At 43.2% G+C, this 24,938-nt stretch carries 20 protein-coding genes, 5 tRNA genes and 2 pseudogenes; 2 read left to right on the forward strand and 25 right to left on the reverse strand.

Annotation, left to right across the window (positions count from 1 at the left end; genetic code table 11):
• Positions 1-243: pseudogene (locus BJN41_RS12025) on the reverse strand (IS701 family transposase); the annotation flags it as partial.
• Positions 244-417: 174 nt separating this feature from the next.
• Between BJN41_RS12025 and BJN41_RS12030 the strand changes: the two are divergent.
• A complete protein-coding gene (locus tag BJN41_RS12030; protein WP_227515238.1) occupies positions 418-1,161 on the forward strand; it encodes an alpha/beta hydrolase in 744 nt (247 codons plus the stop codon).
• Positions 1,162-1,264: 103 nt separating this feature from the next.
• Here the strand turns inward: BJN41_RS12030 and BJN41_RS12035 are convergent, their stop codons facing one another.
• The 24 genes and pseudogenes from BJN41_RS12035 to BJN41_RS12150 form a co-directional block, all read right to left on the reverse strand.
• Positions 1,265-1,621 carry a hypothetical protein gene (locus BJN41_RS12035; protein ID WP_019836118.1) on the reverse strand — a complete coding sequence of 119 codons (357 nt, stop codon included), beginning with the start codon at positions 1,619-1,621 and terminating at the stop codon, positions 1,265-1,267.
• A 114-nt stretch (positions 1,622-1,735) separates the two neighbouring features.
• Positions 1,736-2,296, reverse strand: coding sequence for a hypothetical protein (locus BJN41_RS12040; protein WP_070155477.1), 561 nt, complete (start codon positions 2,294-2,296; stop codon positions 1,736-1,738).
• 153 nt (positions 2,297-2,449) lie between these two features.
• On the reverse strand, positions 2,450-6,649 hold the full coding sequence (rpoC, locus tag BJN41_RS12045; RefSeq protein WP_070155479.1) for a DNA-directed RNA polymerase subunit beta': 4,200 nt from the start codon (positions 6,647-6,649) through the stop codon (positions 2,450-2,452).
• Between the two features lie 157 nt (positions 6,650-6,806).
• Entirely contained in the window at positions 6,807-10,895 is a 4,089-nt protein-coding gene (gene rpoB, locus BJN41_RS12050; RefSeq protein WP_019836121.1) for a DNA-directed RNA polymerase subunit beta, read from the reverse strand.
• Positions 10,896-11,202: 307 nt separating this feature from the next.
• Entirely contained in the window at positions 11,203-11,574 is a 372-nt protein-coding gene (gene rplL, locus BJN41_RS12055) for a 50S ribosomal protein L7/L12 (RefSeq protein WP_004975779.1), read from the reverse strand.
• Between the two features lie 48 nt (positions 11,575-11,622).
• Positions 11,623-12,129, reverse strand: a complete 507-nt coding sequence (gene rplJ, locus BJN41_RS12060; protein WP_019836123.1) for a 50S ribosomal protein L10 — start codon at positions 12,127-12,129, stop codon at positions 11,623-11,625.
• A gap of 321 nt (positions 12,130-12,450) precedes the next feature.
• Positions 12,451-13,146: a 50S ribosomal protein L1 gene (rplA, locus tag BJN41_RS12065; protein ID WP_004975774.1), complete on the reverse strand. Its 696-nt coding sequence runs from the start codon at positions 13,144-13,146 to the stop codon at positions 12,451-12,453.
• Positions 13,147-13,149: 3 nt separating this feature from the next.
• Positions 13,150-13,578 (reverse strand): 50S ribosomal protein L11, encoded by a 429-nt coding sequence (rplK, locus tag BJN41_RS12070; RefSeq protein ID WP_004975771.1) that lies wholly within the window; start codon positions 13,576-13,578, stop codon positions 13,150-13,152.
• A 116-nt stretch (positions 13,579-13,694) separates the two neighbouring features.
• Positions 13,695-14,228, reverse strand: coding sequence for a transcription termination/antitermination protein NusG (gene nusG / locus BJN41_RS12075; RefSeq protein WP_004975770.1), 534 nt, complete (start codon positions 14,226-14,228; stop codon positions 13,695-13,697).
• 7 nt (positions 14,229-14,235) lie between these two features.
• Positions 14,236-14,676, reverse strand: a complete 441-nt coding sequence (gene secE / locus BJN41_RS12080) for a preprotein translocase subunit SecE (RefSeq protein ID WP_070155481.1) — start codon at positions 14,674-14,676, stop codon at positions 14,236-14,238.
• Between the two features lie 73 nt (positions 14,677-14,749).
• A tRNA-Trp gene (locus BJN41_RS12085) sits at positions 14,750-14,825 on the reverse strand.
• Positions 14,826-14,876: 51 nt separating this feature from the next.
• Positions 14,877-16,067 carry an elongation factor Tu gene (gene tuf, locus BJN41_RS12090; protein WP_070155483.1) on the reverse strand — a complete coding sequence of 397 codons (1,191 nt, stop codon included), beginning with the start codon at positions 16,065-16,067 and terminating at the stop codon, positions 14,877-14,879.
• Positions 16,068-16,216: 149 nt separating this feature from the next.
• Positions 16,217-16,291: transfer RNA gene (locus BJN41_RS12095), tRNA-Thr, on the reverse strand.
• Between the two features lie 14 nt (positions 16,292-16,305).
• A tRNA-Gly gene (locus tag BJN41_RS12100) sits at positions 16,306-16,381 on the reverse strand.
• Positions 16,382-16,417: 36 nt separating this feature from the next.
• A tRNA-Tyr gene (locus tag BJN41_RS12105) sits at positions 16,418-16,501 on the reverse strand.
• A gap of 55 nt (positions 16,502-16,556) precedes the next feature.
• Positions 16,557-16,632, reverse strand: a tRNA-Thr gene (locus tag BJN41_RS12110).
• Positions 16,633-16,730: 98 nt separating this feature from the next.
• On the reverse strand, positions 16,731-18,224 hold the full coding sequence (trpE, locus tag BJN41_RS12115; RefSeq protein ID WP_070155487.1) for an anthranilate synthase component I: 1,494 nt from the start codon (positions 18,222-18,224) through the stop codon (positions 16,731-16,733).
• 152 nt (positions 18,225-18,376) lie between these two features.
• Positions 18,377-19,048, reverse strand: coding sequence for a phosphoglycolate phosphatase (locus tag BJN41_RS12120; RefSeq protein ID WP_070155489.1), 672 nt, complete (start codon positions 19,046-19,048; stop codon positions 18,377-18,379).
• Positions 19,049-19,110: 62 nt separating this feature from the next.
• Positions 19,111-19,761, reverse strand: coding sequence for an FHA domain-containing protein (locus BJN41_RS12125; protein WP_070155491.1), 651 nt, complete (start codon positions 19,759-19,761; stop codon positions 19,111-19,113).
• Between the two features lie 69 nt (positions 19,762-19,830).
• Positions 19,831-22,089, reverse strand: a complete 2,259-nt coding sequence (gene gspD, locus BJN41_RS12130; RefSeq protein WP_070155493.1) for a type II secretion system secretin GspD — start codon at positions 22,087-22,089, stop codon at positions 19,831-19,833.
• 59 nt (positions 22,090-22,148) lie between these two features.
• Positions 22,149-22,988 (reverse strand): type II secretion system protein N, encoded by an 840-nt coding sequence (locus BJN41_RS12135; RefSeq protein WP_070155495.1) that lies wholly within the window; start codon positions 22,986-22,988, stop codon positions 22,149-22,151.
• A complete protein-coding gene (gene gspN / locus BJN41_RS12140) occupies positions 22,988-23,728 on the reverse strand; it encodes a type II secretion system protein N (RefSeq protein ID WP_070155497.1) in 741 nt (246 codons plus the stop codon). The genes BJN41_RS12135 and gspN overlap by 1 nt, the downstream gene beginning before the upstream one ends.
• Positions 23,729-23,889: 161 nt before the next feature.
• Positions 23,890-24,216: an H-NS family nucleoid-associated regulatory protein gene (locus tag BJN41_RS12145; protein WP_070155499.1), complete on the reverse strand. Its 327-nt coding sequence runs from the start codon at positions 24,214-24,216 to the stop codon at positions 23,890-23,892.
• A 145-nt stretch (positions 24,217-24,361) separates the two neighbouring features.
• Positions 24,362-24,637, reverse strand: a pseudogene (locus tag BJN41_RS12150) (acyl-CoA thioesterase); the annotation flags it as partial.
• Between the two features lie 113 nt (positions 24,638-24,750).
• On the opposite strand from BJN41_RS12150, the gene BJN41_RS14905 reads away from it, so the two are divergent.
• Positions 24,751-24,938, forward strand: a 188-nt coding sequence (locus BJN41_RS14905; protein ID WP_230400577.1) for a helix-turn-helix domain-containing protein, incomplete at its 3' end; no start/stop codon positions are given.

The raw sequence follows: 24,938 nt of genomic DNA on the forward strand, positions 1-24,938 counted from the left end.
TAAAACAGTATCATCAATACTGACTATAAGTTTATTATTATCAATATGTTGAATTGATTCTTGATATAGGTCGTGAGGTGTGTAGTCTTCACGCTCTAGAAAGCGATTTACACTATCATGCGAGATATTATAAGTCTCGGCAAGTTGTGTGCAGCTAATAGAGTTCGGTTCTGTCATGAGAAAGCCCATATAAATGGGTAATGTACAAGTTGCTGTAGAAGCATGTTTAATTCGTCTGATCACAGATACTTTATAAAGTATTTTAATACTTTTTTGAATCCGTCAATGCGTAAGTCCTAGATTATTAAAATGAAAAAAAATCTTGTGCCAATCTTTTCCCTACTTTGTTTCTATTCATCGACATCCCTCCATGCTCTGGAGCCGAATACATTTACCAAAGTGCAGACTTTGAAAAATGTGGCTTTTGGATCTCATCCTCAACAAGTGATGGATGTCTATTTCCCTGCCAAAGTACTCACAGATCAAACACCAGCCCCGCTCATGATGATGGTCCATGGCGGTGCTTGGAAAATAGGTGATAAAAATCATGCTGCTGTGGTCAAAAATAAGCTGAGTTACTGGACCAAGCAAAACTGGATTTTTGTGTCTATCAACTATAGATTAGTTCCGGATGTAACCGTACAGCAGCAAACTCAGGATATCGCCCAAGCGCTTATTTATATTCAAAATCAGGCACCGCATTGGCATGCTGACTCAAAACGCTTGGTGCTGATGGGACATTCTGCGGGCGCACACCTGGTCAGTCTATTAACCGTTCGCCCCCATTGGCTGGCACCCCATCCACAGCCTTGGCGTGCTACAGTTGCTCTAGATAGCGCGGCTTATGATATAGAAAAGATAATGCAAACACGTCATGCACGTTTTTATGATCAAGCCTTTGGTGATCAACCTTCCAACTGGAAAGCCCTTTCTCCGATAGCTCAGCTACATCAAGCTTTACCTGCATTTCTCGCGGTGTGTTCAACCATCCGTGCAGATCAACCCTGTACTCAAGCTCGACAATTTATTCAACAAGCACAGAAATTCGGAACTCAAACCCAGTTATTGCCTGTCCGACTTTCACATGCTGAAATCAACAAGTCATTGGGACAAAATAATGCTTATACTCAAGCAGTCAATCAATTTATCCAAACGCATTAATTTTTCAGCTTGCGCATAAAAAAACGCAGAATCATAAGATTCTGCGTTGGATGTACTGAAATATAAGTACTTCAGTAGGATGGCGTGGCTGTTCGTATTAAGATTAACGCTTTTGCTCGATGGCTGCACCAGCACCACCACCAACAGCACCACCGATTGCAGCGCCTGCATTACCACCTATCACTTCTTTACCTAAAATTGAACCAATCGCACCGCCAATTCCACTATAGGTTGCGTTACGGTTAGAACCATCTTGGGTTTTACTTCCAACTGCCGCACCTGCACCTGCGCCGGCTGCTGCACCAACACTACCACCTACGCTGTTACCCGCTGCGCCACCAACGGCACCGCCTAATGCTGCAGCACCAATACGTTGGTCATTAGAACTCATGCTTTCACAACCCGCCATAAGCATGGTCGATACTGTGGCAATTGCCATTACACTCAATACTTTTTTCATGGTGATCACTCCTCCCCCTCGGTCTATTCGCACTCAGCTTAGTGCATATTGCGGTAACAACTTTGAAAAAACTGTTACCAAGCACAGCAAGATGAAGGTATTTCTGTAAAAGACTTAAGGCTGAATAGATGATTCAGCACCATCTTCTTCCAAAAGCACGACATCTCTTGTGGTTTGTCCATCTTCAGTAAAAACTGCATGAGAAATCGTTTCTTTGGTTTCAGGTGTTTTCACCTGATCTAATTTCAAAGTACGGCGAATAGGTGCTTGTCCTGGCTTATAGTCCATGCCTTCCGGATCAATACTTTTAACTTCTGAGAGAATCTGTCCATCTTGTTTTAGGGTTTTATTCAGCTCAATTTTTGAAGTAGGAACAATCACACCGCCCTTTTGAATCACTGGCAAGCTCAACTGTTTCTCTGAAAACTGGCTTTGATCATCATCAAATACCACTTCTTTGGCTACAATATCTTTCCCCTGATTACTGACTTCAAAAATTGTCGATTCCACATGACGCGCAGGTGGCTCACCTGCAACTTTACGAGTCACTTCAGTTTTCAATACAGGCACAACAGCTTTATCTTTGACCACAATACTATTCGGTATTGGTGCCGCAAGAATTGGCAAGATGATCAACATTGCCGACAGACCCAATCCAATACCTGTAAATTTCATGTGTTATCCCCTAGTTTTTCATCATATTTTTAAATTGTTCTGATTCCACTATAAGAAATATTCTAGTTTTATTTAAGCAAAATCAGAATTTAAAGTGACACATAAAAAAGACGCCCCGAGAGGCGTCTTTTAGATTCATGTATTCAATTTGAATTACAAATCGTTGAATTCATCGCTAAATGCTTGGCTTAATGCTTGATCAACATCAGAAAAATCATTTACCAATGCCAATTCAGCAGCTTCAGCTTCTTGACGACGACGCTCTAAGTGGTACGCCAAACCAGTACCTGCAGGAATCAAACGACCTACAACAACGTTCTCTTTCAAGCCACGTAAATCATCTTCTTTACCTGTTACAGCCGCTTCAGTTAACACACGTGTTGTTTCCTGGAACGATGCAGCAGAAATGAACGAGTCTGTTGAAAGCGATGCTTTGGTAATACCCATCAATTGACGTTCAAACTTCGCTGGGAACTTGTTTTGTGCAAGTACAGCTTGGTTTTCTTGTACCACTCGGATGTAATCCACTTGCTCGCCTTTGATGAAGCTCGTATCGCCACCATCAGTGATCTCAACTTTACGCAACATTTGACGTACGATGACTTCAATATGCTTATCGTTGATTTTTACACCTTGCAAACGGTAAACGTCCTGAACTTCGTTCACGATGTAGTTGGTCAGCGCAACTTCGCCTTTCAAGCGTAAGATGTCATGTGGATTCTGTGGACCGTCAGAAACAGTCTCACCACGGTTCACATGTTCACCTTCGAACACGTTCATGGTACGCCATTTTGGAATCAGTTCTTCATAAATCTCAGAGCCATCATCCGGTGTAATCACTAAACGGTTCTWCCCTTTGGTTTMTTTACCAAAGCTCACGATACCTGAAACTTCTGCAAGAATCGCATGCTCTTTTGGTTTACGTGCTTCAAACAAGTCTGCAACGCGTGGTAAACCACCAGTAATATCACGAGTACGTGAAGATTCTTGTGGAACACGACCAATAACGTCACCCACACCAATGCTTTCGCCATCACGGACAGAGAGAATCGTGTTTTGCGGCAAGAAGTAGAATTGTTCACCACCATCCACAGTGTCTAATACGACTGCAGGACGTAAGTCTTTACCTGACGCAGGACGTGAAGTCACTGGCAAGATTTCAACTGTGGTCATACCAGTCGCATCATCTGTTTTCGAGGTTGCAGTCACGCCATCAGCAATCTGGCTGAAACGGATTTTTCCTGCAACTTCGGTCACAAGTGGATGCGTGTGTGGATCCCAAGTCGCGACAATACCGCCAGCTTCTACCGCTTCACCATCTTTCAGCAAGATTGATGCACCGTATGGCAGTTTATAACGCTCACGCTCACGGCCTAACTCATCGGCAATACCAATTTCACCTGAACGTGAAACAGAGACCAAGTGACCTTTAGCGTGTTGTACAGTTTTTACGTTATGGAAACGTACGGTACCTTTATTACGCACTTGTACGCTGTTCGCTGCTGAAGTTCGGCTTGCTGCACCACCCACATGGAATGTACGCATGGTTAACTGAGTACCTGGCTCACCAATCGATTGCGCAGCCATAACACCTACAGATTCACCTGGGTTCACCAAGTGACCACGTGCAAGGTCACGACCATAACATTTCGCACACACACCGAAGCTCGATTCACATGACACGACTGAACGTACTTTCACTTCATCAACGCCTTGCTCTTCCAAGAAGTTCGCAAGTTTTTCATCAATCAGTGTATTACGTGGCAGGATTACTTCGTCTGAACCTGCTTTCTTCACATCTTCAGCAGTTACACGACCTAATACACGGCTACCAAGGTTTTCAATGACATCACCACCTTGAATGAATGGTGTCATCACTAAACCACCATACGTACCGCAATCTGGCTCTGTAATCACTAAGTCTTGTGCAACGTCAACCAAACGACGTGTCAAGTAACCTGAGTTCGCTGTTTTCAATGCAGTATCGGCCAAACCTTTACGCGCACCGTGAGTTGAAATGAAGTACTGAAGTACTGTCAAACCTTCACGGAAGTTCGCTTTAATTGGCGTTTCAATGATCGAACCATCTGGTTTCGCCATCAAACCACGCATACCCGCCAACTGACGAATCTGTGCCGCACTACCACGCGCACCAGAATCCGACATCATGTAGATCGAGTTGAATGATTTTTGCTTCTCGTCTTCACCCTGTTTGTTTTTCACAGTGGTAAATGACAAGTTGTCCATCATCGCTTTAGCAACTTGGTCGTTGGTACGTGCCCAAATATCGACTACTTTGTTATAACGCTCACCCGCAGTTACGAAACCTTGCTCGAACTGTTGTTCAATTTCACGAACTTCAGTTTCTGCTTTTTCGATAATTGCTTGTTTTTGTGGTGGAATAACCATGTCTTCCATACCCACAGAAACACCTGAACGTGTCGCTTGACGGAAGCCCAAGTACATCAATTGGTCGGCAAAGATAACTGTATCTTTTAGACCCAATTTACGGTAGCAAGAGTTGATTAACTTAGAGATGTTCTTTTTGTTCATCTCCAGGTTAATTTGCTCAAAGCTTAAACCTTCAGGCACGACTTCCCAAAGCAAGCAACGACCCGGTGTCGTGTCTACAACAATCGTTTGTTGCTCACGCTCACCATTTTCATTGATTACAGTTTGGTATACACGTGCTTTTACGCGAGCGTGCAAATCTACCTGACCTGTTGCAAGTGCACGGTTTACTTCGTGCGTATCCGCAAACACCATGCCTTCACCTTTGGCATTTACCGCATCACGTGTGATGTAATACAAGCCCAAGACCACGTCCTGAGAAGGTACGATGATTGGCTCACCGTTCGCAGGAGACAAGATATTGTTGGTCGACATCATTAACGCACGTGCTTCTAATTGTGCTTCAAGCGTTAATGGAACGTGTACCGCCATTTGGTCACCGTCGAAGTCTGCGTTGAACGCAGCACAAACGAGTGGGTGTAGACGGATGGCTTTACCTTCAATCAGGATCGGTTCAAATGCTTGCAGACCTAAACGGTGAAGCGTTGGCGCACGGTTCAACATCACTGGGTGTTGACGAATGACAGAGGCTAGTACGTCCCAAACTTCTGGAGTTTCGCGCTCAACCATTTTCTTCGCAGCTTTAATAGTGGTTGCTTGACCTGAAGCTTGTAGTTTCGCAAAGATGAATGGCTTGAATAACTCAAGTGCCATTTTCTTCGGAAGACCACATTGGTGCAGACGTAGGTTTGGACCAACGGTAATCACCGAACGACCTGAATAGTCAACACGCTTACCAAGTAAGTTTTGACGGAAACGACCTTGCTTACCTTTGATCATATCTGCCAAAGATTTAAGCGGACGTTTGTTTGAACCTGTGATTGCACGACCACGACGACCGTTATCTAACAAGGCATCAACAGACTCTTGTAACATACGTTTTTCATTACGTACGATAATGTCTGGCGCTGCAAGGTCAAGAAGACGCTTCAAACGGTTGTTACGGTTAATCACACGACGGTAAAGATCGTTCAAGTCAGAAGTCGCAAAACGACCACCTTCAAGTGGAACCAACGGTCGAAGGTCTGGTGGAAGTACAGGCAGTACATTCATCACCATCCATTCTGGCTTGTTGTTCGACTCTTTGAACGCTTCCATCAACTTCAAACGCTTGGACGCTTTTTTCAGCTTAGTTTCTGAAGTTGTTTGCGGAATTTCTTCACGTAAACGAGCAATTTCAGCTTCAAGATCGATATCTTTTAACAAGTCTTGAACTGCTTCAGCACCCATTTTCGCAGTGAATTCATCACCATGCTCTTCTAGCGCATTGAAGTATTCTTCGTCATTGAGAAGTTGATATTTCTCAAATGGCGTCATACCTGGGTCAGTCACCACATAAGATTCGAAATACAATACGCGCTCGATATCACGTAAAGTCATATCAAGTAATAAACCAATACGGCTTGGTAATGATTTCAAGAACCAAATGTGTGCAACTGGAGAAGCTAGTTCGATGTGACCCATCCGCTCACGACGAACTTTTGCAGTCGTTACTTCAACGCCACATTTTTCACAAATGACGCCTTTGTATTTCATACGCTTGTATTTACCACACAAGCATTCGTAATCTTTTACTGGACCAAAAATTTTGGCACAGAATAAACCATCACGTTCAGGCTTAAACGTACGATAGTTAATGGTTTCTGGCTTTTTAACTTCACCGTGAGACCATGACTTAATCATTTCTGGTGACGCAAGACCAATACGGATGCGGTCAAACTCTACTGGAGCATGACCGTCAGAATCCGTCTTTTTGCGCATGATATCGAGCAAGTCTTTCAATTTTTTTCTCCGTGTGCTGGGAGGCTGTTTTCACATCCCAACTGGGTCACAAATATTGTTTTTTAACTGAGTTTTAATCCCCCTTAATCCCCCTTTTTCAAAGGGGGAAAAGTCCCTCTTTTATAAAGAGGGATTTAGGGAGATTTAATGGAGATGCTTAGTCACCATTTTTCAGTTCAATGTTGATACCTAAAGAACGGATCTCTTTGGTCAATACGTTAAACGATTCAGGCATACCTGGGTCCATATAATGGTTACCATCTACAATGTTCTTATAGATACGGGTACGACCTTCAACGTCATCCGACTTCACAGTGAGCATTTCTTGAAGCGTATATGCAGCACCGTATGCTTCAAGTGCCCAGACTTCCATCTCACCGAAACGCTGACCACCGAATTGTGCCTTACCACCCAACGGCTGTTGCGTTACAAGTGAGTAAGAACCTGTAGAACGTGCGTGCATCTTGTCATCCACCAAGTGGTTGAGTTTGAGCATGTACATATAACCCACAGTCACTGGGCGGTCGAATTTCTCGCCTGTACGACCATCGTACAACACGGTTTGACCAGAACGTGGTAATTCAGCCAGTTCAAGTAATTCTTTAATTTGACCTTCTTCTGCACCATCAAATACAGGAGTTGCCAATGGAACACCTGCACGTAAGTTACCAGCCAATACCAAGATTTCATCATCAGTTAAGCTGTCAAGATCTTCTTGCTCGCCACCAACTTTGTTATAAATCTTGTCTAGGAACTCACGTAGTTCAGCAATTTCACGTTGTTGTTTGAGCATTTTATCAATTTGCTCACCCAAACCTTTGGCTGCCATACCCAAGTGTGTTTCAAGAATCTGACCCACGTTCATACGCGATGGTACGCCTAGTGGGTTCAATACGATATCCACTGGTACACCATTAGCATCGTGCGGCATGTCTTCTACAGGTAAGATGTTTGATACTACACCTTTGTTACCATGACGACCCGCCATCTTGTCACCCGGTTGGATGCGACGTTTAACAGCAAGATAAACTTTAACAACTTTCAAGACGCCCGTAGTGAGTTCATCGCCTGTAGAAAGCTTACGTTTCTTCTCTGCGAATTTCTCATCAATTTCAGAGCTCTTCTCTTTCAAGAAAGTTTGAATTTGAGTTAAACGCTCAGCAATTGCTTCATCACTTGGTTGGATTTCAAGTAAATCAACTAACTCTAAACCAGACAACACATCTTCAGAAAGTTTGTCGCCACGCTTAGTTGTACCGCCACCGTTAGATTCTTGACCTTTCAATAAGCGGATAATACGTTCACGCGCTGCTTCTTCAAAGATTTTGTATTCTTCTTTCAAGTCTTTGCGATATGCATCGAGCTGTGCTTTTTCAATCGCTTGCGCACGTTCGTCTTTTTCTAAACCATCACGGGTAAAGACTTGAACGTCAATCACAGTACCTTTAGTGCCTGATGGAACACGCAATGATGAATCTTTCACATCTGCTGCTTTTTCACCGAAAATTGCGCGAAGCAATTTTTCTTCAGGGGTTAACTGCGTTTCACCCTTCGGCGTAACTTTACCTACCAGGATGTCACCTGCAGTCACTTCAGCACCGATATAAACGATACCAGACTCGTCGAGTTTAGACAGCGCAGCTTCGCCCACGTTTGGAATATCCGCCGTGATTTCTTCCGCACCCAATTTGGTATCACGTGCAACACATGACAACTCTTGAATGTGAATCGAAGTTAAACGGTCTTCTTGAAGTACACGCTCAGAAAGTAAGATCGAGTCTTCGTAGTTATAACCATTCCAAGTCATGAACGCGACGCGCATGTTCTGGCCGAGTGCAAGCTCACCGCCATCTGTAGATGGACCATCAGCCAATACGTCACCACGACCCACCTTATCACCCATCTTCACCAAAACTTTTTGGTTAATACAAGTGTTTTGGTTTGAACGTGTGTATTTGATCAGGTTGTAGATATCTACACCTGCTTCACCCGCAATCATTTCTTCTTCGTTCACACGAATGACCACACGCGAAGCATCGACATATTCAATACGACCACCACGATTTGCGATCACACATACACCTGAGTCATGTGCCACATTCGCTTCCATTCCTGTACCCACAAGTGGTTTATCAGCGATAAGCGTCGGAACAGCCTGACGTTGCATGTTCGAACCCATCAATGCACGGTTGGCGTCATCGTGTTCAAGGAACGGAATCAGTGATGCTGCTACAGATACAACCTGTTGTGCAGATACGTCCATATGCGTCACTTTTTCAGGAGGCATACGAACGAATTCACCTTGGTGACGTACAGAAACGAACTCTTCAGAGAGGTTGCCGTCTTTATCTACTGCAGAGTCGGCCTGTGCAATCACAGTACCTACTTCTTCAATTGCAGATAAATACTCAACGTCATCAGTTACACGACCATCAACCACTTTACGGTATGGCGTTTCCAAGAAGCCAAAATTGTTACATTTAGCATAAACAGACAGCGAGTTGATCAAACCAATGTTTGGACCCTCAGGCGTCTCAATTGGACACACACGACCATAATGAGTTTGATGTACGTCACGTACTTCAAAGCCCGCACGCTCACGAGTCAAACCACCTGGACCAAGCGCAGAGACACGACGCTTGTGGGTAATTTCAGACAACGGGTTGTTTTGGTCCATGAACTGAGACAACTGACTTGAACCAAAAAATTCTTTGATTGCAGCAGCCACTGGTTTCGCATTGATTAAATCTTGCGGAGACAGGTTATCAGTTTCAGCCTGAGACAAACGCTCTTTTACAGCACGTTCAACACGTACCAAACCAACACGGAATTGGTTTTCAGTCATCTCGCCCACTGAACGTACGCGACGGTTACCCAAGTGGTCGATATCGTCGACTTCACCTTTACCGTTACGAATTTCGATCAATGTTTTAAGTACATCGGTAATGTCTTCGTTGGACAAAATACCTTCGACTTCACGTGACTTCTGGTCTGTACCCACTTCGTAAGGACGACCCAAACGACGGTTAAACTTCATACGACCAACTGGCGATAAATCATAACGCTCAGAAGAGAAGAACAGGTTATTAAACAGATTTTCAGCTGCTTCTTTCGTTGGTGGCTCACCTGGACGCATTACTTTATAGATTTCGACCAAGGCATCTTCACGACCAACAGTCGTATCTGCACGCAAGGTGTCAGCAACGAATGAACCACGATCAATGTCGTTTGTGAACAGAATGTTGAACTGCTTTACACCACCTTCTGCAAGTTTCACCATGATTTCATGGCTTAACAAGGTGTTTGCAGCAATCACATCGCCATCACGTAAAGTAATGTCTTCAGCAGTGATACGTTCATATAAGTACTCATCTGGTACAGAAAGCTTCGTTAAGCCTGCTGCTTCCATTTGACGTACGTGACGCGCATTAATACGTTTACCTTGCTCAACAATCACTTTGCCGTCAGCATCAGTAATGTCAAATTGCGCCATTTCGCCACGCAAGCGTTCTGGTACAAGGTCAATTTGGTAGCTACCCATGTCTAAATAGACAGGTACTTTCTCAAAGAACAAGTCTAGGATTTGTTCATTGCTATAGCCCAATGCACGCAATACTACAGTCGCAAGCAATTTACGACGACGGTCAATACGCACATAAACAAGATCTTTGGCATCGAATTCAAAGTCTAACCATGAACCACGGTAAGGAATAATGCGTGCTGAATACAACACTTTACCGCTCGAGTGGGTTTTACCTTTATCGTGGTCAAAGAACACGCCTGGTGAACGGTGCAATTGAGAAACAATTACACGCTCAGTACCGTTAATCACAAAGGTACCGTTATCCGTCATCAATGGCATTTCGCCCATGTAGACTTCTTGCTCACGCACATCTTTGATTGATTTCGTTTCACGATCTTTAATGATCAAACGAATTTTTACGCGCATTGGTGCCGCATAAGTTGAGCCGCGAAGAATACACTCACGTACATCAAACTCAGGCTTACCAAGACTATACTCAACAAATTCTAAAGCAGCATTGCCAGAATAACTTTCTATAGGAAAAACTGAACGAAATGCGGCTTGGAGACCGATATCTTCGCGGCTTTTTGGAGTTTTGCCATCTTGTAGAAATGTACGGTACGAGTCGACTTGAATCGAAAGCAAGTACGGTGCATCCATCACTTGGGGCAATTTACCAAAATTCTTACGGATCCGTTTCTTTTCGGTATATGAGTATGCCATCTGGAGTCCTCGGAAAGTAAACTAAACCCGCCTGCAGAACGAGTTTAGAAGGAATTACGCAGGCCGATATGGCCACCACTCTTTACAAATGCTGCAATTTTTAGTGGTATTAAAACGCTTAACAATATTTTTAAATGTGGAAAAATATTGGTAAGCGTTTGATTTTTTTGATTTATATTGTTTTTGATGGTTTTTCCATCATTCAAACAAAAATCGAGCCGATAATTGTAACGCAAAAAGGCTGATGACCCAAGAGCCATCAGCCAATTTTTGGAGCCGATTATAAAAAATCGACTCCCTTAAGAAATTACTTAAGAGTAACTGTAGCACCAGCTTCTTCAAGTTTCTTCTTAAGCTCTTCACCTTCTTCTTTAGAAACAGCTTCTTTGATCACTGAAGGAGCGCCTTCAACGATGTCTTTAGCTTCTTTAAGACCAAGGCCAGTAGCTTCACGAACTGCTTTAATTACAGCAACTTTGTTCGCACCGAAAGAAGTCAACTCAACGTTGAATTCAGATTGCTCTTCTGCAGCAGCAGCGCCAGCGCCTGGAGCAGCAGCAACAGCAACAGCAGCAGCTGATACATTGAATTTCTCTTCAAAAGCAGAGATAAGTTCAACAAGTTCAAGAACAGTTTTTTCAGCAACTGCGTTTAAGATTTCTTCGTTAGTTAAAGCCATGAGAATAACTCCAAATGGAAATTGAATGGTGTGGAAATAAATTTAAGCTTATGCAGCTTCTGACTCGTTTTTCTCTTTGAGCGCAGTAATAAGGCGACCCAATTTCGAAATAGGAGCTTGAAGAACGTTTGCAAGCATAGTAAGCGCTTTTTCTTGGTTCGGAAGATTCGCAATTACGCTAACTTCAGCACCTTGATAAAGTTTGCCGTCAAATGCAGCAGCTTTAAGCTCAAATGCTTTGTTTGTTTTAGCGAATTCTTCGAACAAGCGTGCAGCTGCACCCATGTCGTCTTCAGAAGTTGAGAAAGCTAAAATTGTTGGGCCAACAAGGTTGTCGTTCAAGATCGTGAATTGCGTATCTTGAAGAGCACGTTTTGCCAAAGTATTACGTACAACACGTGTAGTAACACCTAATTTACGCGCTTCAACACGTAGAGCCGTTAATTGCTCAACGCTTAAACCCTGATAGTCAGCAACAACAGCTGAGAACGCTTTAGAAGCAACTTCGTTTACTTCTGCTACGATCTGTTTTTTGTCTTCGATAAGAAGAGCCATTGTAAAACCTCCTAACGGTGATTTATGTACTTACACGAAGTACACTCCCAATTCGTAAATTCAAAACTGAATTTACACGCGGAGGATGAATAAATCACACCACCGCGTCTACCCAGGCTAGGATATTAAGAAAGCAGCATAAAACCACTTTCGCCTGAGGTCTTTGACGCTGATAAATTCTCATTTACCAATTCAAAGTCCGCCTGAAAACCCCTTCCCCCTATGGGAGAAGGTTGGGATGAAGATATTTCACCTCTCCCTAGTCCTCTCCTAATAGAAGAGGGTGATTTTCAGGACTTTAAAATTCTTTCTAAGTCAGACTTAGTTAGAAACGTTTTGTACATCAATAACAAGACCAGGACCCATAGTAGAGCTCAAAGTGATCTTTTTGATGTATACACCTTTAGAAGTTGCAGGTTTTAACTTTTTCAAGTCAGCAACTAAGGTTTCAACGTTTGAACGAACTGCTTCAGCAGTAAAGCCAACTTGACCAATCGCAGCGTGGATAATACCCGCTTTGTCTACACGGTAACGCGCTTGACCTGCTTTTGCATTTTTAACTGCAGTCGCAACGTCAGGAGTTACAGTACCCACTTTAGGGTTTGGCATTAAGCCACGTGGACCAAGAATCGTACCCAACTTACCTACAACGCGCATTGCATCTGGAGCTGCAATCACAACGTCAAAGTCAAGGTTACCCGCTTGAATGCTTTCAGCTAAGTCATCGAAACCAACTACGTCTGCGCCTTCAGCTTTAGCAGCTTCTGCAGCAGCACCTTGAGCGAAAACAGCTACACGTACAGTTTTACCGGTACCTGCAGGAAGTGTAGTCGCACCACGAACAACCTGATCAGATTTACGTGGGTCAACACCCAGGTTTACCGCAACATCCAAAGATTCTTTGAATTTAGCAGCAGGAAGGTTGTTTAGAACTTCAACTGCCTCTTCCAAAGTGTAAACTTTGTTTGCTTCTACAGCAGCAGCAATGGCTTTTTGACGTTTAGTTAACTTTGCCATGTCTTATAGCTCCACATCCAAGCCCATAGAACGTGCAGAACCAGCAATGGTACGCACACGTGCTTCTAAATCAGCACCAGTTAAATCTGGTTCTTTAGTAGTCGCAATCTCTTCTAATTGAGCACGAGTCAACTTACCAACTTTGTTTTTGTTAGGCACAGCTGAACCCTTTTGAATGCCTGCAGCTTTCTTAAGAAGAATTGCAGCAGGAGGAGTTTTCATGATGAATGTGAACGACTTGTCGTTGTACACAGTGATCACTACAGGAATTGGCAAACCTGGTTCAACTTTTTGTGTTGCAGCATTGAATTCTTTACAGAATGCCATGATGTTAACACCACGTTGACCTAATGCAGGACCAATCGGTGGAGATGGATTCGCTTTACCAGCTGGAACTTGCAGCTTGATATAGCCGTCAATCTTCTTAGCCATTTCAAATTACCTCTGGGTACAAACGCCGCTAGGCTCCCCAATATTTTAAGTAACGATACCGTTACAACAACAATGCCCGATTCATCATAAATCGGGCGTTTTCCAACCACTCAAACTTAAACTGATTTTTCGACTTGACGAAATTCCAGCTCAACCTGAGTAGGTCGATTAAATACATTAATTGTCAACGTTAAACGTGACTTCTCGTATTGAACTTCTTCCACCACGCCTTTAAAGTCGGTGAATGGACCATCAATCACAAGTAATTCTTCGCCTGGCTCAAACATCGTCTTCGGACGAGGTGCTTCACCAGTATTGCGTACACGTGCAAGAATCGCATCAGCTTCTTTTTGCGTAATTGGGGCAGGCTTTTCAGCTGTACCACCAATAAAACCTAAAACTTTTGGACATTCTTTAACAATGTGCCAAGTTTCATCGTTCATTTCCATTTCAACCAATACATAGCCTGGAAAGAACTTACGCTCTGACTTACGTTTCTTACCATCCTTCATCTCTACCACTTCTTCGGTAGGAACAAGGACTTCACCAAAGCTATCGGCAACAGCGCTACGCTGGATTCGATCATTAAGCGAACGCATCACTTGTTTTTCATAACCTGAGTAGGCATGAATAATGTACCAACGTTTCATAGCTCTTTTACCCGATAATTAACTTGATTGCCCAGCCTAACAAATAGTCAAAACACCACAATACAATTGAAGTGACTACAACAACAATCAATACATGCCATGACGTTGTTACAGTTTCCTGTTTAGTAGGCCAAGTGACTCGACGCAATTCAATACGTGAATCTTTAAGCAAACGAACAAAGCCTTTGCCTTGATGGGTGGCGTATAATAAACCTAAAGCCACAACGATACAAGCCAAAATTACCCCAACACGCACCCAAATATCATTGGCTGGTGTCCAATATGCAGGAAGATGCTGATTCACCATCATCGAAGCGATGAATAAAATCAAAGCGATACCCCATAACACATAGTCTAATGGAGAACTCGATTGAACAACTTCAGCAGAATTATTTCTTTGAGGGATTGGCGCGTCGCTTAATGCGTCACGCGATTTATCATTCGACATTTTTGTACTCGTCGTAGAATTCGCGACTTATTATATGACTAGATTAGCCGACATCAAGCTTTTTTAAAAAAAGTGGCAGGCCAGGAGGGACTCGAACCCCCAACATTCGGTTTTGGAGACCGACGCTCTACCAATTGAACTACTGACCTACAAAACAGAACGAGAGCCAAAGCTCTCGACCTGTTCAACACATTCTATAATTATGCTGTTACTTTAGCAACAACACCTGCACCTACAGTACGACCACCTTCACGGATCGCGAAGCGTAAACCAGCGTCCATTGCGATTGGGTGGATTAATTCTACTGACATTTCAACGTTGTCACCTGGCATTACCATTTCAACGCCTTCTTTCAACTGGATTGCACCAGTTACGTCAGTTGTACGGAAATAGAATTGTGGACGGTAACCGTTAAGGAATGGAGTGTGACGACCACCTTCTTCTTTAGAAAGTACGTATACTTCCGCATCGAATTTAGTGTGTGGCTTGATTGTACCTGGTTTAGCAAGTACTTGACCACGTTGTACGTCTTCACGCTTAGTACCACGTAAAAGAACACCACAGTTCTCGCCCGCACGACCTTCGTCTAGAAGTTTACGGAACATTTCTACGCCAGTTACAGTTGTTTTAACTGTGTCTTTGATACCTACGATTTCAACTTCTTCGCCTACTTTCACGATACCAGTTTCTACACGGCCAGTTACTACTGTACCACGACCAGAAATAGAGAATACGTCTTCGATTGGCATTAAGAATGCTTGGTCAATTGCACGTACTGGCTCTGGGATGTAAGTGTCAAGCGCTTCAACAAGAGCTTCAACTGCAGCTTCACCATATTGACCAGCGTCACCGTTAAGCGCAAGAAGAGCTGAACCACGGATAACTGGAGTGTCATCACCTGGGAAGTCGTAAGTAGAAAGAAGTTCACGAACTTCCATTTCAACTAGTTCAAGAAGTTCTTCGTCGTCTACAAGGTCGCATTTGTTTAAGAATACGATGATGTAAGGTACACCTACCTGACGAGAAAGAAGGATGTGTTCACGAGTTTGTGGCATTGGACCGTCAGTCGCAGCACATACAAGGATCGCGCCGTCCATCTGAGCAGCACCAGTAATCATGTTTTTAACATAATCGGCGTGGCCCGGGCAGTCTACGTGCGCGTAGTGACGAGTTGGAGAGTCGTATTCTACGTGAGAAGTATTAATTGTAATACCACGTGCTTTTTCTTCTGGTGCAGAGTCAATTGCAGCGTAGTCTTTCGCTTCACCACCGAATTTTTTTGCACATACAGTTGCAATCGCAGMTGTTAAAGTTGTTTTACCATGGTCAACGTGACCGATTGTGCCCACGTTAACGTGTGGCTTATTACGTTCAAACTTAGCCTTAGCCATGTTCATCTTCCTCGTTTACGTCGAACACAATGCTGAGTAAAACTCTGCCCCGACATATCGCCTAAAAAACTAGACACCTAATACTTGAAAAGCAGACTAATAAGCCTGCTTTTTGGAAAAATTTGTGCGAATAATCGCTAAACTGTATCTGGAGCTCTTATCGAGATTTGAACTCGAGACCTCTCCCTTACCAAGGGAGTGCTCTACCACTGAGCTATAAGAGCGATAAATCCTTCGATGGAGCGGGAGACGAGGATCGAACTCGCGACATGCAGCTTGGAAGGCTGCCGCTCTACCAACTGAGCTACTCCCGCATCTATGTTGGTAATTACCACTTCTATCGAAGTTAATGGTGGTGGGAGAAGGATTCGAACCTTCGAAGCTTACGCGGCAGAGTTACAGTCTGCTCCCTTTGACCGCTCGGGAATCCCACCATTTTCACACTTACTCAGTGTTCGTTCTTTACTCAACAACACAAACTCTCTAAGATGGTGCCGGCACACGGATTCGAACTGTGGACCTACTGATTACAAGTCAGTTGCTCTACCAACTGAGCTATGCCGGCGTTTCTTAGTGTTTCGTACGTTTCGCATCGGAACGGTGTGCAGTTTAGCAAAACTTGAAATCCGTGCAAGTGTTTTTTTTAAAAAAAACGCTAAAAACTCATAAAATCAACCCATTTGATGATAATTCAACCGCTTTGATCACTGCGCGAGCTTTTATTAGGGTTTCATTCCATTCAGACTCAGGGTTTGAGTCCGCAACTAGACCTGCACCTGCCTGAACATAGACCTTATTGTGACGTATAACACAGGTACGAATCGCAATCGACATATCCATTTCACCATGCCAACCTAAATAGCCGACAGCGCCACCAAAAACACCACGTTTTACAGGCTCAACTTCATCAATAATTTCCATGGCACGAATTTTTGGTGCACCCGAAAGCGTCCCCGCAGGAAAGGTTGCCTGAAAAACATCCAAAGCATCAACATCATCGCGTACCTCACCTTGCACGTTTGAAACAATATGCATGACATGCGAATAACGCTCGATCACCATTTGATCAGTTACTTGTACTTTACCAATCTTGGCGATACGTCCGACATCATTACGTCCTAAGTCAATCAGCATCAAATGTTCAGCAATTTCTTTCTCATCCGATAATAAGTCTTGCTCAAGTGCCAAATCTTCTTCTTTAGTTTTACCTCGCGGGCGTGTACCCGCTAAAGGACGCACAGTGGCAATACCGTTTTCCAAACGCGATAAAATTTCAGGTGATGAACCAACAATATGAAACGGTTGGTCGTCAGCCAAAGTTTTGCCTTGCACCAAGAATAAGTACGGCGATGGGTTTAGATGACGTAAAGCACGATAAACCTGCAACGGCTCACCATCGAAATCTGACACCATACGATGTCCAGGCACCACTTGCATGACATCGCCCGCACGAATGTATTCCTTGACGACATCAATGGTCGCCAAGAACTTTTCTTTGCCTGTGAGCGAGTCAAAATGTGGTGGCGTATGTTTTTCTGCTTTTAGACTAATCGGGGTTGCTAAAATTTCTTCTAGTACATCGAGTTGCTGCTGCGCCTGAGCATAAGCATCTGCCTGCATTGCATCGGCATGTACAATTAAGAACAAAGTATCTTTTAAGTTATCAAACACGATAACCGTTTTAGACAACATCATCCAAATATCAGGCAAACCGACAGGATCTGTTGCAGGTACATTTTTTAAACGCGGTTCGATATAACGTACTGCATCGTAACCCAAATAGCCCACCAAACCGCCTGTAAAACTTGGCAATTCAGGCAAGTCGGTTTGCGTAGGCACTTTAAACTGGGCCTGAAAATCGCGGATATACTGAAACGGCTGCGCACAAGTTTGTTTTTCAATTGAACCATCGGCATGCTGGATGGTGAGCTCACCCGCATTGCAAGAGAAAACTGTAGATTCACCCAAACCAATAATTGAATAACGTGCCCAGTTTTCACCCCCTTCTACAGACTCAAACAAATAAGCTTGTTGATGCTGCTTCAAACGTGCAAATACCGACAATGGAGTTTCGGTATCAGCCAAACGCTGGCGATATACAGGAATAAGGTTATAGCCTGCTGCTTTAAGTTGTTCAAATTGAGTCTGAGTGGTCATGTAAAGCTCTCTATATTTCGATGTAGCAATGTTTTCGATAAGACGAAGTGAAGGACGGTTGTAGATTGACTAGCGTCGCCATCGAAATACGGGCATTACAGCCTGACTCATATTGATATCCTTTATAGCAATTAGCATGAAGTTTTAAGCACTTAAATATTTAACAATTCAGTTAAACTATCTACAATTTGTTGCGGCTGACAATTGGCAATCGGTTCACCATGATTATAGCCGTAGCTGACTACAATACAATCAACCCCCGCTCGACGCGCAGCTTCAACATCATTAGAAGAATCACCAATCATCAAGACTTGAGACTTTTCCACTTGATAATGTTCCACACAATGTAGCAATTGACGTGGATGTGGTTTACGCTCCTCAAAGCGATCTCCACCAATCACATCAGCAAAATAGTGTTGCATCTCTAATGCTTCCACAATGGCACGAGCTGGTTGTTCAGGCTTATTGGTCACACAAACTAAGGTTTTTTGTTGTGCTTTTGCCCAATCCAAAAATTCAATAATGCCCGGGAAGGGTTGTGTGTCGATACACGGATCGGCATTATAAATTTCTAAGAAGGTGTTTAGTAGCTGTTGTTGCTGTTCAGGATGAACTTCGCCCATTAAGTGCGATAAAACACTATTACAAAATACCGCAGTTCCCTTACCCACCCACGTTCGGACTTGTTCCAGTGTTACCAAAGGCAGTTGCAGCGCATTTAAACTCATATTCATGGCGCGGTATAAATCTGTCGCAGAATCGACCAAGGTGCCATCTAAATCAAATAAAATGACTTGACGCGTATCTAGCTGAGCAATAGACATTCTTCCCCCCTAAATGAACAAAGGCATGCGATCGCATGCCTTGATTGTAAAGCAAAGGCTACTTATTTAAACAATAGCCAAGCCAAAACTGCCAAAATCACCAAGACAACTAGTGAAATCAAGCCAACAGAGGCATTTTTCTGCTGTTCTTTCTCTAGTTCCACACGAGAAACAGGCTGCTCGACAGGCACAGGTGTTGGCTCTGCTTGAGCTGCATGAATATCTACACCTTCTGGARTAGGCGCTGGTTTCGGCACTGCCACACCTTGCGGCATACCATCTCGGTTTAATTGCACAGAACTGTCACGTTGATTCAACTCAGGCATTCCCTGCTCATTCATTTGCTGTGCAGGTGTTTTTTCTGTTTGCGCTGTGACTTTATCTGCAGTTTCAGCAACATCAGCTGCATGCTCCAATTCAACCGCAGGCGCAAGTACTGAAAATTTTAAGCTAGCAAATTGAACGATATCACCTTCTTTAAGTAAGGTTTCATCGGCAATACGCAAATCATTAACAAAAGAGCCGTTCGAAGAATTTAAATCTTGCACATACAGCGCTTGTTCTTTAAGTAAAAAAGCCGCATGTTTACGTGAAATTTCTGCCGATTGCAGCACCAAATCTGCACTTTGATGGCGCCCCACCAACATATCACGGTCGATACTAATTTCTTGGCCAGTAAATTCACCGCTAATTGCTTGTATTTTCCAAGTCATAAATAACTTCTCTCGTGTGATTTGGCGACATCATAACATGCCCTTAACCACAATCTGTGCAGGATCCGATTAAGGTGTAGCGCGAATTGTGGTCGTGGTAACTGTATTTTTGGTTTTGCTCACTTCCTGCTGTGGCAAAACTACGTTTTGGCGCTGCACCGCAGGCTCAATCGCAACAGGGGTGCTGCTCACCACCGTTGCTGTACGGTTTGCAGACACTGCTGACGGCAAGGTTTGATAAGTTCCTGCTTGCGGTGCAACTCGAGAGACAGGCAAGCGTTGTTGATACACGTCATTCACATTTTCAGGCAGTTTAGCAAAGCTACCATCGGTATCCATCGCCAATTGAAGGCTGTACAATTGACTATAACGCTGCTGCGAAATACGGCGGATGTCCTGACTATCTCCCACAATCGTTGGGTGAATAAAAATTAACAAATTACGTTTTTGATTAGATTGACCATCGGAACGGAATAAACGCCCTAAGCCTGGAATAGCCCCCAAACCTGGCACAGCTTGACGACTATAAATCGAGTTATCAGAAATCAAGCCACCCAAGACAATGGTTTGCCCATGTTCAGCCAAAATCGAAGTTTTAATGGCGCGTTTGCTGGTGACTAAATCCTGCGCCTGACCTTTATTGGCTTTGACATCCGACACTTCTTGTTCAACTTCCAAGCGTAGTGTTCCACCCTCACCAATATGTGGCACCACTTTTAAAGTCACCCCGACATCTTTACGTTCAATGGTGGTATAAGGATTTGCCACACCACCATTGGTGGATAATGACCCTGTCACAAAAGGAACGTTCTCACCCACCACAATATAGGCTTCTTCATTATCCATAGTCACGATAGAAGGGGTAGACAATAAATTGGATTTGGTTTTTTCTTTCAAAGCCTGAATCATCGCACCATAGAGTTTACGGGAACCATCGCTTCCTTCACGATAATCCCCCAAAACCAAAGATGTACCTGCACCAATCGCACTGCCCGCACCCGCTGCACCACCAGTCAAATAGCCTGCTGCAACATTTTTTAAACTTGCACCGATATTGTCAAAGTTAATCAAGCCAATGCCGCTGCTTAAATCTCCCAGCGCCCATTGTACACCGAGCTGATCAGCATCAGTGCCCTCTACTTCTATAATTGCAGCTTCAATCAAAACTTGTTGACGACGGGTATCTAGCTGTTGAATCGCCGATTCAATTTCACGCATTAACTGCGGATCGGCTTTGACCACCAAAGCATTTTGCGAACCATCGGCAATAATACTGACACCATTGCTATTAAAACTCGTGATGTTGTTCTGATTATTACTATTCGAGCTGCCCCCTAAATTAATACTTGGGGTAGAAATGGTCGATGAATTACCTGTGGTGTTATTGTTGCTGCTTAAATTACTAGAACTGCTGTTGCTACTGTTGCTATTAGCATTAGCGCTGCTGCTCACCGCCTGCCCTGAAACCAGACCTTGCAATATTTCTGCTAAATTCTGTGCACTGGCATACTTCAAGCGAAAAACCTTTAAACCACCCAAACGATCTGCAGCAGGCACATCCATCATTTCAATCATTTGGCGAATACGTTTACGTGTTGCGGTATCGCCTTTGATGATAATACGATTGGTACGATTGTCTGCCACAATGCGTACACGCGAACCTTTAATATCTTTCGCAGCCCCTGTCGAACTCATCGACTCGAGCAAGCCAATCACTTCTTCGGCTTGACTGGATTGCAGACTAATCGCCTCAATATCATTTTGCCCCGTACCATCTAGGTTACGGATAATGCTTTCTAACTGATAAATGTTACTGGCACGATCTGACACGATTAAGGCATTGGTGCCCCCTACCGCTGATAAGTGTGCAAATTGTGGCATGAGCGGACGTAAAGCAGGAATCAGGTCATTGGCATTGGTATTTTCCAGCCATATCACCCGCGTTACAATTTGATCACCACGCGCATTTTGACGACTGTCATAAGGAATGCCTGAGCTTTTAACATTGCTGTCAGGTACAAGGCGAATGGTATTTCCTGATGGAATAGCCACCACACCATTCACATTCAACACCCCTAGAAATAAGTCATAGACTTCATTTTTATTCAGGGCTTTGTTGGAAATCACCGTGACATTGCCACGCACACGCGGATCGACTGCAAAGTTCTTGCCGGTAATATCGGCCACTTCATTAATAAATGCAGTTAAGTCCGCATCACGTAAATTAATTTTCCAGGTTTGCGCATGACTTGCAGTACTCACCATTGCAACAAGCGGTGCAGCAGCCAGTAATGCCCAAAATGGACGCTCATGATTCAATAAAGCCATAATCTACTGTGTTTCCTAACCCTAAATATGCCTCTGCATTATTCAACATGCCGATTCATTTAAAAATTTTGTTGTATGGTCATCACCTGATCACCACGTTTTATTTCTAATTTCACCTGACCTTCACGACGCGCTTGTTCTAATAACTGCGCATCGTTTTGCCCTTGCCCGACGTTTTGTCCATTTAAAGACAAAATACGGTCACCTGGCTGTAAACCCAGTTTATTTCTTAAAGCGGCTGGCGTACGTGTGGTCACTTCATAACCATTGCCCGTATTTGCCTCAACACCCATCTCTTTTAAATATTGTTCGCGATCTTCCTGTATACGCTGCACTGCCTGTCCAATGGCGTTATTCGGTTGTACGGACTGGGTAGGTGCCATTGCAGGCACTTGGTTACCGCTTGAAATTAAAGGTGCAATGGGTTGATTTAAACCATTTTCAATACCCTTAAACAATACTTCACGCGTCGCGCCACTGCTATGACGTAAAACCACCCGATCCCAATAAACTTCTGCCAATTGGTACTGACTCGAATCAATCACATCGCCAACACGGTAGCGCTCTGCCACGTCATTCACTTTAATGACCGCAGAAGAAAACTGACTCGGTTGCCCAACCACCACACCTTGCAAGGTCATGTTTAATTGATCATCGGCAGTGTTGCTACGCCCAAGTTCTTGAAACAATGCAAAGGATGAAGTATTCGGGATTTGTGGTTGCTGTGAACCTAACTCCACCCGATCAATTTGCATGACTTGGGGCGGCGCAACAACCCACCAAAATAAACTCGCCAGCTTCCAACACAGGTACAAAATCAAAAAAGTTAAAAGTACAGGCGCAGCACGATCAAACTGCTTCCAGTGCAAATTTTCCAATCGTTCAGAGAGTGTACGCATTAGAAACCTCCTTTAAATAGAGGTTGGCGAGTACTGATTACATAGGTATCTAAGCCCGCTTTACCCTCATAAGAGGCGATATTCATTAATAAGCGTTGCGTAAGTTGTACATCTAACATCAAGCTTTGATCAAGCGCAATATTCAGCATTTTTTGTTCACGCTGATCGCGAATATCAAATAACAGTTTGCCATTTTCATCAGACAAGCTGCCTTTTAACGCAGGAATATTCATACGGTCTTGGCGCTGAGCAAAACGATACAGCAATTCGCCACCCGCCCACTGCAACTGTCCTTTGCTTTTGGTAAAACCTTGTTGTTTTTTAAAATTCAAATGAATATCTTTGAGTTGAATCGCATTACTTGGCCACTGCCAGTCCACAATACTTTTTAAGGTTTCTGGCGCAACTTGCCCATCCAAAGATTGCACCAAGACGCTACCAAAACGATAGCCAACAATGCCTTCGAGTTTAGTATTGCCACTATGCACTTCAACATCGGCAGCGACACGTAATAAAACTAAATCTAAAGGACGTGTATTCCAACTTAAAGAGCCACGTAACTGTCCTTTATGCCAATCAGCTTGTCCTTTCCAAATATTACCACTCACATTATGTAAGGTCTGATTATTTTTATAAAATTTTGAAATCAACCACGCTGCTGGAATTTGTAACAACACAAAAAACAAAAATGCAATGAGGGCGAAAATCCACCACGTGATGTATTTGGGTTTCTTTATCATGCCACCACGACCAACCTTACTAATTTTTCTATGAATGACTTTTATAACACTCACACATTATGCACACTTTTTCGGCGTCGCCAATTGATACAGATAAAAAAACCAAGCCGTATTGCTTGGTTTTTGAACTCTAAGTCAAATCAATGACAAATTGATGAAGCTTAGATTAGAAAATCTTCAAGTTTTGCGCCTTTTTCTAATTCAGCGACTAACCAGCGTGGTTTTTTTCCACGACCCGTCCAAGTATCTGTAGGATTGGTTTTGCTACGATAACGTGGCGCTACAGTTTTACGTGGGCTTTTCTTACGCTTGCTTTCGCCAACTTCCAAAATCTGCTCAATGCTTAAACCCAAATTGTCTGCAATCGCTAAAATTTGATTATAGGCATCTTCAATTGCTTGATCTTTTTTCGTGGCAATTAATGCTTCCGCTTCAGCTTGTAAACGCTTTAACTGTTCTACAGACAAATTGCTAATATCAGGCATCATACTTACTCCAAAAACTATGCTTTTTATATTCAGTTATTAAATTAAGCAGATTCATTCTATTTTTATCAAACCGAAGCGTCAATAAAAAATCTACTACTCTACATATAAATAACAGTCGGACATATTATGAACTGATTATTAAGATTTAATCAAGAATATGCGGTACGGTTTTTTCTATTTTATGAATACCCGCGCGTACATTTTCAGGGATTAAGGTTTTTTGCATATTGACGCGATCTACACATACAATCACCGCATCTGCCTCTGCCACCACCATTTGCTGTGCTTCACTGTGGATTAAATAATGCATACGCATGGCACTATTACGCAATTCTTCTACCCGAACGCCAATTTTTAAAATATCAGGATAAACCACAGGACGTATATATTTGCACTGATTTGAGGCAATCACAGTCAAAACATGGCAGAGTAAAACTTGAAGTGCGACATAAACCACCTAATTAATTTAAAGGGTTTATGGAGTATATAAAATTGTCATACCATCATCTTAACTTTGAAGATCGTACTGCATTAATGCTTGAGTCAAGAAAAGAAGGCTTTTCAGCCAGAAAATTTGCTGAACTCATTAAAAGACATCCTAGTACGATCTATCGTGAGCTTAAAAGAAATAGCATCAATGACGTTTATCAAGCTCGATATGCTTCTGATAACACCTTCGCTAGACGTAGACGTGGTCACAGAAAACTCAAAATCGATTCAAT

Source organism: Acinetobacter towneri (genome assembly GCF_001758345.1).
Lineage (GTDB): Bacteria > Pseudomonadota > Gammaproteobacteria > Pseudomonadales > Moraxellaceae > Acinetobacter > Acinetobacter towneri_A.

Coding starts and splice junctions, on each gene's coding strand:
- BJN41_RS12120 (WP_070155489.1), bottom strand. CDS start 19,048: ATGTCTATTGCTCAGCTAGATACGCGTCAAGTCATTTTATTTGATTTA.
- secE (WP_070155481.1), bottom strand. CDS start 14,676: ATGTCGAATGATAAATCGCGTGACGCATTAAGCGACGCGCCAATCCCT.
- trpE (WP_070155487.1), bottom strand. CDS start 18,224: ATGACCACTCAGACTCAATTTGAACAACTTAAAGCAGCAGGCTATAAC.
- rplL (WP_004975779.1), bottom strand. CDS start 11,574: ATGGCTTTAACTAACGAAGAAATCTTAAACGCAGTTGCTGAAAAAACT.
- gspN (WP_070155497.1), bottom strand. CDS start 23,728: ATGATAAAGAAACCCAAATACATCACGTGGTGGATTTTCGCCCTCATT.
- rplK (WP_004975771.1), bottom strand. CDS start 13,578: ATGGCTAAGAAGATTGACGGCTATATCAAGCTGCAAGTTCCAGCTGGT.
- rplA (WP_004975774.1), bottom strand. CDS start 13,146: ATGGCAAAGTTAACTAAACGTCAAAAAGCCATTGCTGCTGCTGTAGAA.
- gspD (WP_070155493.1), bottom strand. CDS start 22,089: ATGGCTTTATTGAATCATGAGCGTCCATTTTGGGCATTACTGGCTGCT.
- BJN41_RS12145 (WP_070155499.1), bottom strand. CDS start 24,216: ATGATGCCTGATATTAGCAATTTGTCTGTAGAACAGTTAAAGCGTTTA.
- BJN41_RS12040 (WP_070155477.1), bottom strand. CDS start 2,296: ATGAAATTTACAGGTATTGGATTGGGTCTGTCGGCAATGTTGATCATC.
- BJN41_RS12035 (WP_019836118.1), bottom strand. CDS start 1,621: ATGAAAAAAGTATTGAGTGTAATGGCAATTGCCACAGTATCGACCATG.
- rpoB (WP_019836121.1), bottom strand. CDS start 10,895: ATGGCATACTCATATACCGAAAAGAAACGGATCCGTAAGAATTTTGGT.
- BJN41_RS12135 (WP_070155495.1), bottom strand. CDS start 22,988: ATGCGTACACTCTCTGAACGATTGGAAAATTTGCACTGGAAGCAGTTT.
- rplJ (WP_019836123.1), bottom strand. CDS start 12,129: ATGGCTCTTCTTATCGAAGACAAAAAACAGATCGTAGCAGAAGTAAAC.
- nusG (WP_004975770.1), bottom strand. CDS start 14,228: ATGAAACGTTGGTACATTATTCATGCCTACTCAGGTTATGAAAAACAA.